This is a genomic window from Lelliottia sp. WB101, from assembly GCF_003051885.1.
GTDB lineage: Bacteria > Pseudomonadota > Gammaproteobacteria > Enterobacterales > Enterobacteriaceae > Enterobacter > Enterobacter nimipressuralis.
In genome coordinates, this window is sequence record NZ_CP028520.1 from 4281242 (window position 1) to 4295968 (window position 14727).

General features: G+C 58.3%; 13 protein-coding genes and 1 pseudogene. 7 read left to right on the top strand and 7 right to left on the bottom strand.

From position 1 onward, the window contains the following. Nucleotides 1-77: 77 nt before the first annotated feature. The 3 genes from DAI21_RS20785 to DAI21_RS20795 are packed head-to-tail and all read left to right on the top strand — an operon-like array spanning nt 78 to nt 1917. The gene (locus DAI21_RS20785) at nt 78-692 is read left to right on the top strand and encodes a methylthioribulose 1-phosphate dehydratase (RefSeq protein ID WP_100777251.1); all 615 of its coding nucleotides are present in this window, start codon (nt 78-80) and stop codon (nt 690-692) included. Then, nucleotides 689-1378 carry an acireductone synthase gene (mtnC, locus tag DAI21_RS20790; protein ID WP_107704065.1) on the top strand — a complete coding sequence of 230 codons (690 nt, stop codon included), beginning with the start codon at nt 689-691 and terminating at the stop codon, nt 1376-1378. The genes DAI21_RS20785 and mtnC overlap by 4 nt, the downstream gene beginning before the upstream one ends. Next, complete coding sequence (locus tag DAI21_RS20795; RefSeq protein ID WP_100777253.1) at nt 1375-1917, top strand: acireductone dioxygenase; 543 nt, start codon at nt 1375-1377, stop codon at nt 1915-1917. Before mtnC ends, DAI21_RS20795 begins: the two co-directional genes overlap by 4 nt. Nucleotides 1918-2108: 191 nt before the next feature. Here the strand turns inward: DAI21_RS20795 and mtnA are convergent, their stop codons facing one another. Beyond that, entirely contained in the window at nt 2109-3125 is a 1017-nt protein-coding gene (mtnA, locus tag DAI21_RS20800; RefSeq protein ID WP_107704066.1) for an S-methyl-5-thioribose-1-phosphate isomerase, read from the bottom strand. Nucleotides 3126-3230: 105 nt separating this feature from the next. Here mtnA and mtnK point away from each other — a divergent pair, with 105 nt between their 5' ends. Beyond that, nucleotides 3231-4430 carry an S-methyl-5-thioribose kinase gene (gene mtnK, locus DAI21_RS20805; RefSeq protein ID WP_107704067.1) on the top strand — a complete coding sequence of 400 codons (1200 nt, stop codon included), beginning with the start codon at nt 3231-3233 and terminating at the stop codon, nt 4428-4430. A 49-nt stretch (nt 4431-4479) separates the two neighbouring features. Here the strand turns inward: mtnK and DAI21_RS20810 are convergent, their stop codons facing one another. The 4 genes and pseudogenes from DAI21_RS20810 to DAI21_RS20825 all read right to left on the bottom strand — a co-directional run bounded on the left by DAI21_RS20810 (nt 4480) and on the right by DAI21_RS20825 (nt 9387). After that, on the bottom strand, nt 4480-5724 hold the full coding sequence (locus DAI21_RS20810) for an LVIVD repeat-containing protein (RefSeq protein WP_102104199.1): 1245 nt from the start codon (nt 5722-5724) through the stop codon (nt 4480-4482). Nucleotides 5725-5808: 84 nt separating this feature from the next. Next, entirely contained in the window at nt 5809-6873 is a 1065-nt protein-coding gene (locus DAI21_RS20815; RefSeq protein WP_107704068.1) for a sugar ABC transporter substrate-binding protein, read from the bottom strand. 20 nt (nt 6874-6893) lie between these two features. Further along, the gene (locus DAI21_RS20820) at nt 6894-7889 is read right to left on the bottom strand and encodes an ABC transporter permease (protein WP_107704069.1); all 996 of its coding nucleotides are present in this window, start codon (nt 7887-7889) and stop codon (nt 6894-6896) included. Beyond that, nucleotides 7886-9387: pseudogene (locus tag DAI21_RS20825) on the bottom strand (sugar ABC transporter ATP-binding protein). Before DAI21_RS20825 ends, DAI21_RS20820 begins: the two are co-directional and overlap by 4 nt. Before the next feature lie 162 nt (nt 9388-9549). Between DAI21_RS20825 and DAI21_RS20830 the strand changes: the two are divergent. The 3 genes from DAI21_RS20830 (at nt 9550) to DAI21_RS20840 (ending at nt 12111) form a co-directional block, all read left to right on the top strand. Then, nucleotides 9550-10638, top strand: a complete 1089-nt coding sequence (locus tag DAI21_RS20830; protein ID WP_100777260.1) for an oxidoreductase — start codon at nt 9550-9552, stop codon at nt 10636-10638. A 57-nt stretch (nt 10639-10695) separates the two neighbouring features. Beyond that, entirely contained in the window at nt 10696-11439 is a 744-nt protein-coding gene (locus tag DAI21_RS20835) for an SDR family NAD(P)-dependent oxidoreductase (RefSeq protein WP_100777261.1), read from the top strand. A 267-nt stretch (nt 11440-11706) separates the two neighbouring features. Then, the gene (locus DAI21_RS20840) at nt 11707-12111 is read left to right on the top strand and encodes a helix-turn-helix domain-containing protein (RefSeq protein ID WP_107704070.1); all 405 of its coding nucleotides are present in this window, start codon (nt 11707-11709) and stop codon (nt 12109-12111) included. Here DAI21_RS20840 and DAI21_RS20845 read toward each other — a convergent pair. Further along, nucleotides 12108-12305 carry a YbdD/YjiX family protein gene (locus DAI21_RS20845; protein WP_100777263.1) on the bottom strand — a complete coding sequence of 66 codons (198 nt, stop codon included), beginning with the start codon at nt 12303-12305 and terminating at the stop codon, nt 12108-12110. The two genes, DAI21_RS20840 and DAI21_RS20845, sit on opposite strands and share 4 nt — an antisense overlap. A 65-nt stretch (nt 12306-12370) precedes the next feature. After that, on the bottom strand, nt 12371-14476 hold the full coding sequence (cstA, locus tag DAI21_RS20850; RefSeq protein WP_100777264.1) for a pyruvate/proton symporter CstA: 2106 nt from the start codon (nt 14474-14476) through the stop codon (nt 12371-12373). Nucleotides 14477-14727: the final 251 nt, after the last annotated feature.

Here is a 14727-nt window from a genome sequence, read left to right on the forward strand (position 1 = left end):
ACGATGTTAGTCTTTGGCAATCAAGACGCTTAGACGTCTAAATCATATAATTATTCCTGCCGAGAGGGTAAAGGAAAATGACAGACCACCTGCAACTCACACAACTCGTCGACGCCTGCCGCTGGATTGGCGCCAAAGGCTGGGCCCCCGCGACGGGCGGGAACATGTCCGTGCGACAGGACGACACGCTGTGCTGGCTGAGCGAATCTGGCAAAGACAAGGGCAGCCTGACAACGGATGATTTCCTGCAAGTGGAGATCGCCACCAACCGCGCGCCGTCCGGGCGCAAACCGTCGGCGGAAACGGGCTTGCACACGCTGATTTATCGCCTGTTTCCACAGGCCAACGCGGTGCTGCACGTGCATACGGTCAATGCCACCGTGCTGTCGCGCCTGACCAAAACGGCCGAGCTGCGCATCAGCGGGTTTGAGATGCAAAAATCCCTCAGCGGGCAGACCACCCATCTGGATACCCTCGTTATTCCGGTGTTCGACAACGACCAGGATATTGACGCCCTCGCCTCGCGAATCGCCCATTACGCACAGGAAACCCCACTTAATTATGGTTTTCTTCTGCGCGGTCATGGCTTAACCTGCTGGGGACGCGATGTGGCCGAAGCCCGCCGTCACCTTGAAGGCCTTGAATTCTTATTTGAATGCGAAATGCGTTTACGACAACTGGAGAGATTATGATTCGCGCGATTGTGACGGATATTGAAGGGACCACCAGCGATATTCGTTTTGTCCACAATGTGCTATTCCCCTATGCGCGCGAGCGGCTGGCGGCGTTTGTCACCGCCCAGCAGTACGCCGAACCGGTGAAATCCATTCTGGACAATCTGCGTGATGAAATCGCCGGCCCCCACGCCAGCATCAGCGAGCTTACCGACACCCTGTTTACGTTTATGGATGAAGACAGGAAATCCACCGCCCTGAAGGCCCTGCAAGGGATCATCTGGCAGGACGGATACGTCAACGGCGATTTTACGGGCCATCTCTACCCGGACGTTTTGCCTGCGCTGGAAAAATGGAAAGCGCAAGGCATTGATCTCTATGTTTATTCCTCTGGCTCTGTCGCAGCGCAGAAACTGTTATTTGGCTACAGCGACGAAGGTGATATTACTCATCTGTTCAGCGGTTATTTCGATACCCACGTGGGCGCGAAACGTGATGTGCAGTCCTACACCACCATTGCCGCGCAGATCGGCGCCGCCCCGTCGCAAATCCTGTTCCTCTCGGACATTCACCAGGAGCTGGACGCCGCTGAGCAGGCAGGTTTTCGTACCCTGCAGCTGATTCGCGGTGATGACGATGGCGCGAGCCACCACCATCAGGTACACCAATTCGACGAGATTAATCCGGAGCAGATCCCTTCATGAGCGCTTTGACCATTTATTCCGACACCGATACCCGCGCCCCACTGTGGCACAGCACCGATGCCCGTGATATCGCTGAAAAGCTCAACGCCCGCGGTGTGCGTTTTGAACGCTGGGAAGCCGACCGCGATTTAGGCCGCGATCCCGCACCGGAAACGGTGATTAATGCGTATCAGCACGCGATCGATAAACTGGTGGCGGAGAAAGGCTATCAGAGCTGGGATGTCATCAGCCTGCGCGCGGATAACCCGCAGAAAGAGGCGCTGCGCGCGAAGTTTCTCAACGAACATACTCACGGCGAAGATGAAGTGCGTTTCTTTGTCGAGGGGGCTGGTCTGTTTTGTCTGCACATCGAAGACCAGGTGTACCAGGTGCTGTGCGAGAAAAATGACCTCATCTCCGTACCCGCCGGCACGCCGCACTGGTTTGATATGGGTTCCGAACCCAACTTCACCGCGATCCGCATTTTCGATAACCCGGAAGGATGGATTGCGCAGTTCACGGGAAGTGAAATCGCGGATGGCTATCCGCGACTGGCTTAAGCGCTTTGCCGGGCGGCGCGAACGCTGACCCGGCTTTTACAGCGGTAGACGCTTTTAGCGCTTCAGTCCGTTCGCATCAACAACCAGCCGCTCCAGCACGATGCCCCATCCTTCACCCGTTCGAGCGTTAAAGCAGAATCACGGGTCACGTTTCTTTCCTCCCAAGGGGATGCCCTAAAGGATAACCGCTCTCAGGCGAATTCCCCTTTTGCCACCGCTTCCGGCCACACCACGCCCGTATCCAGCACCCACCCGCTGATCAGCGCCGCAGGCGTCACGTCAAACGCCGGGTTGTAGACTTTCGCCTCTTCCGGTGCCCACTGCACCGCACCAAAACTCCCGGCAACACCCGTTACTTCGCTGGCCGCGCGCTGCTCAATAGGGATGGCATCGCCGTTCGGACAGTTCGGGTCCAGGGTGGTTTGCGGTGCTGCAACATAAAAGGGAATACCGTGGAATTTCGCCAGTACCGCCAGTGAGTAAGTGCCGATTTTGTTCGCCACATCGCCGTTGGCGGCAATGCGATCCGCCCCGACCCACACTGCGTCCACCTGCCCTTTCGCCATCAGGCTGGCGGCCATAGAGTCGGTGATCAGCTGATACGGCACGCCCAATTCGCCCAGTTCCCAGGCGGTGAGTCTGCCGCCCTGCAACAGCGGGCGCGTTTCATCCACCCAGACACTGGCGATTTTTCCCTGCTGATGAGCAACCGCAATCACCCCCAGCGCCGTACCAACGCCCGCAGTCGCCAGCCCACCGGTATTGCAGTGGGTCAGCAGACGGCTTCCAGGCTTCACCAGTTCGCTTCCGGCGCGGGCGATGGCATCGCAAAGCTGCTTGTCCTCATCGATCAGACGCAGGGCCTCAGCGCTCAGCGCAGGGACAAAATCCTCCTGCCACAGCGCCTGCTTCATGCGATCGAGATTGTTCATCAGGTTCACGGCCGTTGGGCGTGACGCCCGCAAAGTGTCGAGGGCCAACGCCAGCTCGTCGCGGCTTTTCCCTGCCTCGGCCAGCAGCGCCAGCAAAAGGCTCGCAGACAGCCCAATCAACGGCGCGCCGCGCACTCTGAGCGCGTGAATGTGGCCGACCAGCGCCTCTACCGTAGAGGCATCCAGCCAGCGTTTCTCCTGCGGAAGCGCCTGTTGGTCGAGAATAAATAGCTGATTACCCGCCACCCGCAGGCTTGTCGTCTGTAATGTCTGCATGTCGTTAATTCTCTGTTGCGTTGTTGTATCACATTGTGTCAGGATAAAATTCAGATGTATAGACGTCTAAATGTCTTTATTACCAGAACTGATGAGGAACAGGCAATGTCGCAATACCGTACCTTTACCGCCCAGGATGCCGTGGAATATGCAAAGCAGTTCGGCGGCCTTGATGACCCATCATCGCTGGTGGAGGCGCAGGAAGTGGGCGACGGCAACCTCAATCTGGTGTTTAAAATTTTCGATGCCAACGGCGTCAGCCGTATCATCGTCAAGCAGGCGCTGCCTTACGTGCGCTGCGTGGGTGAGTCCTGGCCACTGACGCTGGATCGCGCCCGCCTCGAAGCGCAAACCCTGGTCGAGCACTACCAGCACAGCCCGCAGCACACGGTCAAAATCCACCATTACGACCCGGAGCTGGCGGTGATGGTGATGGAAGATCTCTCCAGCCATAAAATCTGGCGCGGCGAGCTGATTAGCGGCGTCTGGTACCCGCAGGCTTCGCGTCAGCTGGGGGAATATCTCGCTCACACCCTGTTCCACACCAGCGATTTTTACCTCCATCCGCACGTCAAAAAGGCGCAGGTGGCGAAGTACATCAACCCGGAAATGTGTGAGATCACCGAGGATCTGTTCTTTAACGATCCGTATCAGATCCACGAGCGCAATAACTATCCGGCGGCGCTGGAAGCGGACGTGGACGCTCTGCGCAGTGACGATCGGCTGAAAATTGCCGTCGCCTCGCTCAAGCACCGTTTCTTCTCGCAGGCCGAAGCGCTGCTGCACGGCGATATTCACAGCGGCTCGATTTTTGTCGCAGAGGGCAGCCTGAAGGCGATTGACGCCGAGTTCGGCTATTACGGGCCGATCGGTTTTGATATCGGCACCGCCATCGGCAATCTGCTGCTGAACTTCTGTGGTCTGCCGGGCCATCTGGGTATTCGCGATGCCGCTGCCGCCCGCGAGCAGCGCCTGACGGATATTCAGGAGCTGTGGAACACCTTCGCGGAACGTTTCCAGGCGCTGGCACGTGAAAAAACCCGCGATGCGGCCCTGAGCGTGCCGGGCTATGCGTCGGAATTTCTGAAAAAGGTCTGGACCGATGCCATCGGTTTTTGCGGCACCGAGCTGATTCGCCGAAGCGTTGGGCTGTCGCACGTGGCGGATATCGACACCATTGCGGACGAAGCAATGCGCCACGAGTGCCTGCGCCACGCCATTACGCTCGGCAGAGCGTTGATTGTGATTGCCGACCGAATCGACAGCGCCGAAGAACTCGTGGCGCGTGTTCGCCAGTACAGCTGATTCCGTAACTCTTGCCGGGTGGCGATGTCGCCTGCCCGGCCTGTCACACCTATCCCAGATACTCAATCACCGACAGCCCGCCGTTGTAATCCGTGCTGTAGATAATCCCCTGCGCATCCACAAACACGTCGCATGACTGAATCACCTGCGGGCGATGAGGGCGCGTGTCCATCATCTTTTCCGGCGCGGCCGGAACCAGCGCGCCGGTTTCCACCGGGCGGTACGGATTCGAAATGTCGTACGCGCGCACGCCTGCATTCTGGTAGGTGGCGAATATCAGCGTCGAACTGATAAAACTCCCGGGTCGGTTTTCATGCAGATTGTGCGGCCCGAAGTGCGCCCCTTTCGCCACGTAATCTGTCTCTTCCGGCTGCGGGAAGGTCGAGATACTGACCGGGTTCGACGGCTCGCGGATATCAAACAGCCAGATCAACTTTTCACCGTCCTCCTGGTTATCGAGCACCGCTTCGTCCAGCACCACCAGCAGGTCCCGGTCGGGCAGCGGCAGCGCGGTATGCGTACCACCGCCAAACGGCGGGCTCCAGTTGCGATGGCTAATCAGCTTCGGCTGGGTTCTGTCCTTCACATCCAGCAGGGTCAGCCCGCCGTCGCGCCAGCTGCCGTAGGCGGTATCGCCTGCGATGATCGCATGATGCAGCGCGTAGCGTTTGCCCTCCGGCCAGCCCGGTTGTTCGCCTGCCGCCTGATTCATCCCCGGCAGCCACCAGCGGCCTGCCACTTCCGGTTTGCGCGGATCGGCAAGATCGATAGTCAGGAAAATGTAGTCGGTAAAGCCGTCAATCAGCGCCGAGACATACGCCCAGCGCCCGCCGACGTACCAGATGCGATGAATGCCGATCCCGTCGAGTGACAAGAAGCTGATTTCACGCGGTTTGTCCGGCGTGGAGATATCAAAAATTCGCAGCCCTGCGCTCCAGCCTTTGTCCTGCACGTCGCTGACGGTGTGCCCTACCTGGCGGGTGTAGTAGACCTTTTCATCGGCAAAACGGGCGTCGGCAAACAGATCGCGGGCGTTGATGACCAGTAACAGATCGTCATGGGCCTGCAGGTGCACATTCCAGGTACCCGGCGGCGCAGCCACGTAGCCCGCCGCTTTGGGATTTTTCGGGTCGCGTACGTCGACGATGGAAAAGCCCTGCGACACCATATGCCCGATGTAGGCAAAGCCGCGATGGACCATCAGCTGAACGCCGTCCGGGCGACCGCCCTGATCGCTGTGACCGATGAGCCGCATATTGCGGCTGTATTCCGGTGTAGGTAATTGAGAGGACATATCCGTTCCTTTTGCCGGATGGCGGCTACGCCTTCTCCGGCCTACAGAACGTAGGCCCGGTTAGCGCAGCGCCACCGGGCAATATTATTTGCTCTTCGCTTCCAGAGTCGCAAACCACGGCGCGACGAAATCTTCGGTCTGGCCCCAGCCCGGAATGATTTTTCCGAGTGATGCCACATTGACCGCACCCGGCTGGGCCGCCAGCAGTGCCTGTGGAATTGCCGCCGCTTTAAAGTCGTAGGTCGCTGGCGTGGTTTCACCTGCGATTTTATTGGCGATCAGGCGCACGTTAGTGGCACCAATCAGTTTCGGGTCAACCGCCACGCTCACTTTCCACGGGCTGCCGGATTCACGCATCAGCTGCAGATCCTGGTTCGAAATATCGATGCTGTAGAGTTTGATCTCGGTGCGACCATTCTCTTTCAGCGCTTTGTAAGCGCCCTGGCTGAAGGCATCCCAGGTCCCCCAGATCGCATCGATTTGGCCTTTCGGGTACTTCGCCAGCACCGCGCCCACTTTGTTCGCCGTATCGCCCTGCACGTCAGAGGACACCGCACCAATCGACTCCAGCTCTTTGATGCCCGGATACTCTTTTTGCAGCGCCTGGTACGCCGCCTGACGGCGCTCCATCGGCGGAAAACCCGCGACCCACAGCTTGATAATATTGGCTTTGCCGTTGAAATCTTTCGCCAACTGGCCGAAGGAGAGATTCGTCAGGGAGGCATCATCCTGCTGAGTGACGGTCACGCCCGGAATCTCACCGTTGACGGCCGTATCAAACACCGCCACTTTGATCCCGGCATCCACGGCCTTTTTCACCAGCGCCGTGGAGTAAGGATCGCGGCCCTGGGAGAGAATAATCCCGTCATATTTCTGGCTGATAGCCTGGTTGACGAAATCCTGGAATTTGGCGTCATCGCCGTTGCTTAAAAAGGTGCTGACCTTAAAGCCGAGCTTTTTCCCTTCCTGAATCGCGCCCGAGACAAACTGCGTGGTGTTGTCGTCGGAGCCAAGGTTGCGGATCACCGCGATACGAATCGGACCGTCATGGTTTGCAATCGCCGCCGGAACGGGTGCTGGGGTGGCCGCGTAACCCGGTAACGCGGTCAGTAACCCCAGCGCCATCAAAGAGAGTGGTATTTTTTTCATTCTGTTATCCCATTGTGTTGTTAACGTTTTTGTATGTAGGTAATCGCCAGTGCCACTGCCAGCACTAGCCCTTTTATAATGTCCATGGCGTAATACGGAACCGAGAGCATCACCAGCCCGTTCGACAGCACGCCTAAAATCACCGCCCCCACCAGGGTTCCCAGCGCGTTGGGTTTACCGGAACCCGCCAGCGAGAAGCCAATCCACGCCGCGGCTACCGCGTCCATCAGATAACCGCCGCCCGCATTGACCTGCGAAGATCCAATGCGTGACGCCAGCAAAATGCCGCCTAACCCGGCCAGCAGAGAGGCAATCACATACGCCGCCACTTTGTAGCGCGTGGTGCGAATTCCAGACAGACGCGCCGCTTCCGGGTTTCCGCCGATGGCGTACATGCGTCGTCCGTGGGTGGTCAGGGAGAGGCCCAGCTGCGCCAGCGCCGTCACCACCAGCATGATGATCACAATGGTCGGCACCTGGCCGAGCAGCCCGAACGCCGCCGGAATAGTCCCTTCAGCCATGTCGCCGCTCGGCAGCACCATGTTTTCGGTAATCGATCCGCCGTAGCTGTAGGTCATCGCCACGCCCTGAATCACAAACAGACTGGCGAGGGTCGCCAGCATGTCCGGAATCCGCAGGATGACAATCAGGAAGGCGTTAAACAGCCCGACCAGCGTACAGAGCGCCAGGGTGATCAGAATCGACTCGGTGGTGCCGAAGCCGTGCCAGACGAAGAGTGAAATCACCAGCGCATTGGCCAGCGACGCCGTCGAGCCTACGGAGAGATCAAACCCGCCGACGGTCAGGGAGATCGACACCCCGATGGCAATCACTGTCACAATGGCGATGGAACGTAAAATATTGATGATGTTAAAAGGATCGAGGAAGTTGTCCGATGCGATGCCAAAAATCGCCACCAGCGCGACAACGGTCAGCAACATGCCCCATTTGTAGAGAAAATCGAAAAACTGCTGACGGCCCGACGCCGTCGCATTCACTGAAAGGGCCTTGCTCACGACGCCGTACCTCCGGTTGAATAATAAAGTAATGTCTCTTCGCGGGCCTGCGCCCCGGCGACTTCCGCCACGATACGCCCGTCCCACAGCACGCAGATGCGGTCGCACAACCCCACCAGCTCGGCGAATTCGCCGGAGGCATAAATCACCCCTTTGCCTTCGCGCGCCAGGCCATCAATCAGCTGGAACAGATCGGTTTTGGCCTTCACGTCCACGCCTTTGGTCGGCTCGTCAAAAATCAGTACGCTGGCGTTGCCGCGCAGCCATTTGCCAATCGCCACTTTCTGCTGATTGCCGCCTGACAGACGACGTAAAACCTGCCCCGGCCCCGCGCCCGAATACCGACGCGGGCGATCACCTCCTCAGCCCAGCGCCACGCCTGACGATGTCCAAACAGGCTCCAGCGCGAGAAGCTGTGATCTGCGCTAACGGCCAGATTCATGCTCACCGGCTCGTCGATAAAAATGCCCTCTTTGCGCCGCTCTTCCGGCACCAGCGCCAGCCCGCGCAGTACAGAATCCGCCGGATCGCGCGGCTGCCACGGCTGATGGTTCAGCTCTGCGCGATCGACGCGGCTTTTCGAGGCGCCAAACAGCGCTTTGCACAGCTCGGTTTTTCCCGCCCCGGCAAGCCCCGCAATGCCAAGAATTTCGCCCTTGCGCAGGTGCAGGGAGATATCTTTTAGCAGCGCTTCGTCGTGCAGCCCTTCCACGCGCAGCAAGGTTTCATCACTGTGCGGCGGTCGCGCAGGCGGATAAATATCACTCAGCTCATGGCCGAGCATCTTCTCGACGATGTCTTCGCCGGAGAGTGACGCCATCGGCCCGGACTCAATCAGCTTGCCGTCGCGCAGCACCGTTAAGGTGTCGCAAATGGCTTTCAGCTCATGAATGCGATGGGAGATAAACACCACGCCGATCCCCTGCTGTTGCAGGCGTCGGACAACCGCGAACAGGCGCTCGCTTTCGTGCGCGTCCAGCGGTGCGGTCGGCTCATCCAGAATCAGAAAACGGCAGTGATGCGACAACGCCCGCGCCAGCAGAATTTGCTGCTTTTCGGCGAGGGTGCAGCTATCGATGGAACGACGGACATTAAGGGAGATATCCAGCTGCGCCAGGGCCTGCTGCGCCTGCTCGCGAATCGCGCGCCAGCGGTAGCGATGGCCCGGCTGCGCCAGATTATCGAGCATAATGTTTTCGGCGATACTGAGGCCTGGGATCAGCGCCACGTCCACCTCCTGCTGCACCAGGTGAATGCCCAGCAGCTTGGCGTCCAGCGGTTCACGAATGGCCACCGGCTGATTGTTAATGCTGATTTCGCCCTCGTAGTGGTCATGCGTGCCGCAGAGCACCGCCATCAGCGTCGATTTCCCCGCCCCGTTGGCCCCCGTCAGCGCATGAACAGAACCGCCCGTCAGGGTGAAATCCACGCGCGACAATGCCTGAAAGCCGGAAAAGGCCAGGCTGATACCGCGCATCTCAAGGCGACTGGAACCCATCCGCTGTCATTCCTTCTTATTTAATATTTTGATTTATGGAATTTTTCACAGCTCGGGTTGACTGGCAATGATAGAAAAGGCATAAGATAAAGCTAAATATTATTAGCCATCCGGATGTCCAGACATAACATCGGGTTAGCGCTTCGCAAAAAGGACACCCTCATGAGTCACACTGATATTCGCGTCGTACCCGGCCCGGCAAACTATTTCTCCCACAACGGCAGCCTCGCGCGCCTGAGCGATTTCTTCACCCCGGAACAGCTGTCCCGCGCGGTGTGGATTTACGGTGAACGCGCCATCGAAGGTGCCCGCCCGTTCCTGCCTGACAGCTTCCACGCCGCAGGCGCGAAGCATCTGCTGTTTAAAGGCCACTGCAGCGAGCGCGATGTCACCCATCTGGTGAATGACGCGGGCGATGATGTCAGCGTGGTGATCGGCGTGGGCGGCGGCGCAGTGATGGACACGGTCAAAGCCGTGGCGCGTCGTCTGGGTGCGCCATTCGTCGGCATTCCGACTATCGCCGCCACTTGCGCGGCCTGGACGCCGCTGTCCGTGTGGTACAACGACGCCGGTCAGGCGCTTCAGTTTGAGATTTTCGATGACGCCAACTTCCTGGTGCTGGTCGAGCCACAGATCATCCTCAACGCCCCGGCGGAATACCTGCTGGCGGGTATCGGCGATACGCTGGCGAAATGGTACGAAGCGGTGGTGCTGGCACCGAAACCGGAAGCGCTGCCTCTGACGGTGCGGCTTGGCATTAACGGCGCGCTGGCGATCCGCGACGTGCTGCTGGAGAGCAGCGAGCAGGCGCTGGCCGATCAGGCGCGCGGCGAACAAACCCAGGCATTTCGCGATGTGGTCGACGCCATTATCGCCGGTGGCGGGATGGTTGGCGGGCTGGGCGAGCGCTATACCCGCGTGGCGGCTGCACATGCGGTGCATAACGGTTTAACGGTTCTGCCGCAGACCGAAAAATTCCTCCACGGCACCAAAGTGGCCTACGGCATTCTGGTGCAGAGCGCCCTGCTCGGTCAGGACGATGTTCTCGCGCAGTTAATTGCGTCGTATCAGCGTTTTCATCTGCCAACGACCCTTCGCGAACTGGAGGTGGATATCAACAACCGCGCTGAACTGGATAAGGTGATCGCCCATACGCTGCGCCCGGTGGAGTCGATTCACTCTCTGCCGGTGACACTTACGCCCGAGTCGCTTTACGCCGCATTGGTGAAGGTGGAAAACCTCAGCCGCTAATCGCTTCGACCGTCTATACCTAATGATGATTCTCACCACTCTCGCAACGAGGTCATCATGCAGATCGATTTAACGGGTAAGAAGGCGCTGGTTACTGGCGCCAGTCGTGGTTTGGGCCGTGCCATCGCGCTATCCCTGGCTCAGGCCGGGGCCGACGTGGTTATTACGTATGAAAAATCCGCTGATAAAGCCCAGGCCGTCGCCGCAGAGATTGCGGCGCTGGGGCGAAACAGCGAGGCCATTCAGGCAGACAGCGCCAGCGCGGAGGCCATTCAGGATGCCGTTACGCAGGCGGCACGCACGCTCGGTGGGCTGGATATTCTGGTCAATAACGCCGGGATTGCGCGCGGCGGTCCTCTGGAGTCCATGACGCTGGCGGACATTGATGCCCTTATCAACGTCAACATTCGCGGCGTGGTGATCGCCACTCAGGCCGCGCTGGTCCATCTGTCTGACGGCGGGCGCATCATCAATATCGGCAGCTGTCTCGCCAACCGCGTCGCCCAGCCGGGCATAGCAGTCTATTCCATGACGAAATCGGCGCTTAACTCCCTGACCCGAGGTCTGGCCCGCGATCTGGGACCGCGCGGCATCACCGTCAATCTGGTCCATCCCGGCCCTACCAACAGCGACATGAACCCGGAAGATGGCGAGCAGGCCGACTCTCAGCGCCAGCTGATCGCCATCGGTCATTACGGCCAGCCGGAAGATATCGCGGCGGCGGTCACCTTCCTGGCAAGCCCGGCGGCAGGACAAATCTCTGGCACCGGTCTGGATGTGGATGGCGGCCTCAATGCCTGAGACTTTTTTGCCGGCCTGATTCCAGGTTTTTTGCACGCCTCTGTCGCCTGACGGAGGCGCTTGCGAGGGGCCTCGCAGCCATCTATTTTGCCTCTTTCACCCGCAAATTCTGTGCCTTACAGTGCCCATAAGAAATTCGGAAATTGTCTAATAGTCTTATTATTTCCTTATAAAAAATGTGGGTGTAAAGTGCGTAGATTCAAATCGATTTGTTGGTCAAAAAACGCAGAACCTCAACCACTTATCTGCATGAGGAGATTGTGCCCTATGGCTGTTCAGCTAATTCAGGATGATGAAGGAACAACGCAGTTTGTGGTGATCCCCTGGCATGAATATTCGCGCATGTGTTTACAGCTGTCGGAAAACGATGACGAGAGGGATAGCGATCTGGAAGATATCGAGTGTGAGCACGATACCTATGATGATGTCGAGCTACCGGGTGATGTCTGCGACGTGATGCATAAAGAAAATGTCAGTCTGCAGGCTGCCTGGCGTATTTTGCGCGGCTTATCTCAACAGGACGTTGCCGACAAACTGGGCATCAGTCAGTCTGCCGTTTCACAGCTCGAGGCGATCGACTCACGCCCGCAAAAGCGCACGCGTGAAAAACTTGCGGCCATTTATGGCTGCACGCAGGAGCAGATCAGTCTGTATCACCCGAAAGAGGGTTAACAGCACTTCGCCCCACCTTTGCTGCCGTAACGGGCGTCCTGACGATCGCGGAAAAATTCCTCGTAGGTCATTGGCGTCTGGTCCGGATGCGTAACCCGCATATGCTCGACATAATTGTCATAGTCCGGCACGCCGATCATCATTTTGGCCGCCTGGCCGAGGTATTTCCCTGCTTTGGATAAGGTATCGAACATGATTCGGTTCCCGGAGTGGTGAAAATAGCAGGCCGGGTGAGCGCAAGCCCCACCCGGCATGATGATTAATGTGCCCCTTTTGCCTGAACCACAATCTCATCCAGATTTTCTGGCATCGGCTCGTATGGCGTCTCTTTCGCGGTCGGCTTGTCTTCTTTCAGTGCCGCCAGCGCGGTCTTCAGAGAGTACAACGCCAGCACCACAACCACCACCATAAAGAAGATTGTCAGCCCAGCATCCAGACGGTTGTTAAACACCAGCTGTGACAGTTGCGACTCCGTATACTGCGCCGGGATCTTGCCGCTGTCGATCATCGCCTGGAATTTATTGGCGATCGCGAGGAAGCCGACTTTGTTGTCCGGGCTAAACGCTTTCTGCCAGCCTGCGGTGAGCGTACAGATCAGCAGCCACGCCGTTGGCAGCAGCGCCACCCACGCGTAACGCTGACGCTTCATTTTGAACAGCACCACCGCGCAGAGCATCAGCGCCATGCCTGCCAGCATCTGGTTAGCGATACCGAACAGCGGCCACAGGGTATTGATCCCGCCGAGCGGATCGACGACCCCCTGATGGAGGAAGTAACCCCACGCCAGCACGCACAGCGCCGTTGCCAGCAGGTTGGCGGGCAGCGAATCCGTGCGTTTAAGGTTCGGCGAAATCACCCCCAGCAGATCCTGCAGCATAAAGCGCGCCGCGCGCGTCCCCGCATCCACCGCCGTTAGAATAAACAGCGCCTCGAACAGAATGGCGAAGTGATACCAGAACGACACATCCATCAGCCCGCCGAGCGCGCCGTGCAGAATATAGGCCATCCCCACCGCCAGGGTCGGCGCACCACCCGCACGGGAGATAATCGACTGCTCCCCGACTTCGTTAGCGATATGGGTCAGGGTTTCCGGCGTAATCGCAAAGCCCCAGCCGCTCACCACCTGCGCCGCAGAGGCGACCACGTCAACGGTTCCGGCCGGCGCCAGCACCGCCATCGGGCTGTTCATCGCAAAGTACACGCCCGGATCGATAATGCAGGCAGAGACCAGCGCCATAATCGCGACGAAGGACTCCATCAGCATACCGCCGTAGCCAATCAGGCAGGCCTGATTTTCATTGGCCAGCATCTTCGGCGTGGTGCCAGATGCGATCAGGGCATGGAAGCCCGAGACGGCACCACAGGCGATAGTGATAAACAGGAACGGGAACAGGTTACCGGTCCAGACCGGGCCGGTACCGTCGATAAATTTGGTCAGCGCCGGCATCGTCAGGGTCGGGCGCATGATCAGAATCCCGATCGCCAGCCCCACGATCGTACCGATTTTGAGGAAGGTGGAGAGGTAATCGCGCGGGGCCAGCAGCAGCCAGACCGGCAGAACCGCCGCCACAAAACCGTAGCCCACCAGCATCCAGGTCAGCTGCACGCCAGTAAAATCAAAGTACGGCGCCCATGTCGGGCTTTCCGCCACCCAGCCGCCGGAGATAATCGCGAAGACCAGGAAGAACAGGCCAATCACCGACACTTCGCCAATGCGCCCAGGGCGGATATAGCGAATGTAGATCCCCATGAAAATCGCCAGCGGGATGGTAAAGGCCACGGTGTACGTTCCCCATGGGCTGTGGGTCAGGGCTTTCACCACGATCATCGCCAGCACCGCCAGAATGATCACCATGATCATAAAGGTGGCGATCAGGGCGATCACCCCGGCCGTTGCGCCCATCTCCTCTTTCACCAGCTCACCGAGCGAGCGCCCGTCGCGACGGGTCGAGACGAACAGCACCATAAAATCCTGCACCGCACCGGCCAGCACTACGCCCGCGAGGATCCAGATCATCCCAGGGAGATAGCCCATCTGCGCCGCCAGCACCGGCCCGACGAGCGGCCCCGCCCCGGCAATCGCCGCAAAATGGTGACCGAACAGCACTTTTTTATCCGTCGGGACGTAGTCAAGCCCGTCGTTATGACGAACCGCAGGTGTCATGCGCGTGCCATCTACCGCCAACACTTTGTCAGCAATAAAGCGCCCGTAAAAACGATACGCGATCAGATAAATGCAGACGGAAGCGACGACAATCCATAGCGCATTGATCTGTTCACCACGGTTGAGGGCGATATAGCCCAGAGCAAATGCGCCCACAACGGAGAGCACTGCCCAGATGAGGTATTTCCCTGAGTTGTTCATAGTTGTTGTCCGTTAGCGTGAAACAGTGAGATGTTACATTTTGTTTCTAGATCACTGCTTAAAATTTAACAACTCTGAAACGCAATAATGTGTGGTCAAACCAGATATTTACGCCACAGTGTTAAGCGGATCACTTTCGTGCCTTCTGCGTGCGTTTTCCTCTCTCCTCCCCCGTCACATTTTTGGTTTTTCCTGGCAAAGCCCCCTGTCGAAATGATTTGAATCATCTTATCTGAGCAAATAATCAACAA

What these genes read in the sequence shown, in the direction of transcription:
- DAI21_RS20840 (WP_107704070.1), top strand. Translation starts at nt 11,707, where the DNA reads ATGGCTGTTCAGCTAATTCAGGATGATGAAGGAACAACGCAGTTTGTG.
- mtnA (WP_107704066.1), bottom strand. Translation starts at nt 3,125, where the DNA reads ATGCAGACATTACAGACGACAAGCCTGCGGGTGGCGGGTAATCAGCTA.
- cstA (WP_100777264.1), bottom strand. Translation starts at nt 14,476, where the DNA reads ATGAACAACTCAGGGAAATACCTCATCTGGGCAGTGCTCTCCGTTGTG.
- DAI21_RS20835 (WP_100777261.1), top strand. Translation starts at nt 10,696, where the DNA reads ATGCAGATCGATTTAACGGGTAAGAAGGCGCTGGTTACTGGCGCCAGT.
- mtnK (WP_107704067.1), top strand. Translation starts at nt 3,231, where the DNA reads ATGTCGCAATACCGTACCTTTACCGCCCAGGATGCCGTGGAATATGCA.
- DAI21_RS20845 (WP_100777263.1), bottom strand. Translation starts at nt 12,305, where the DNA reads ATGTTCGATACCTTATCCAAAGCAGGGAAATACCTCGGCCAGGCGGCC.
- DAI21_RS20795 (WP_100777253.1), top strand. Translation starts at nt 1,375, where the DNA reads ATGAGCGCTTTGACCATTTATTCCGACACCGATACCCGCGCCCCACTG.
- DAI21_RS20815 (WP_107704068.1), bottom strand. Translation starts at nt 6,873, where the DNA reads ATGAAAAAAATACCACTCTCTTTGATGGCGCTGGGGTTACTGACCGCG.
- DAI21_RS20830 (WP_100777260.1), top strand. Translation starts at nt 9,550, where the DNA reads ATGAGTCACACTGATATTCGCGTCGTACCCGGCCCGGCAAACTATTTC.
- DAI21_RS20810 (WP_102104199.1), bottom strand. Translation starts at nt 5,724, where the DNA reads ATGTCCTCTCAATTACCTACACCGGAATACAGCCGCAATATGCGGCTC.
- DAI21_RS20785 (WP_100777251.1), top strand. Translation starts at nt 78, where the DNA reads ATGACAGACCACCTGCAACTCACACAACTCGTCGACGCCTGCCGCTGG.
- mtnC (WP_107704065.1), top strand. Translation starts at nt 689, where the DNA reads ATGATTCGCGCGATTGTGACGGATATTGAAGGGACCACCAGCGATATT.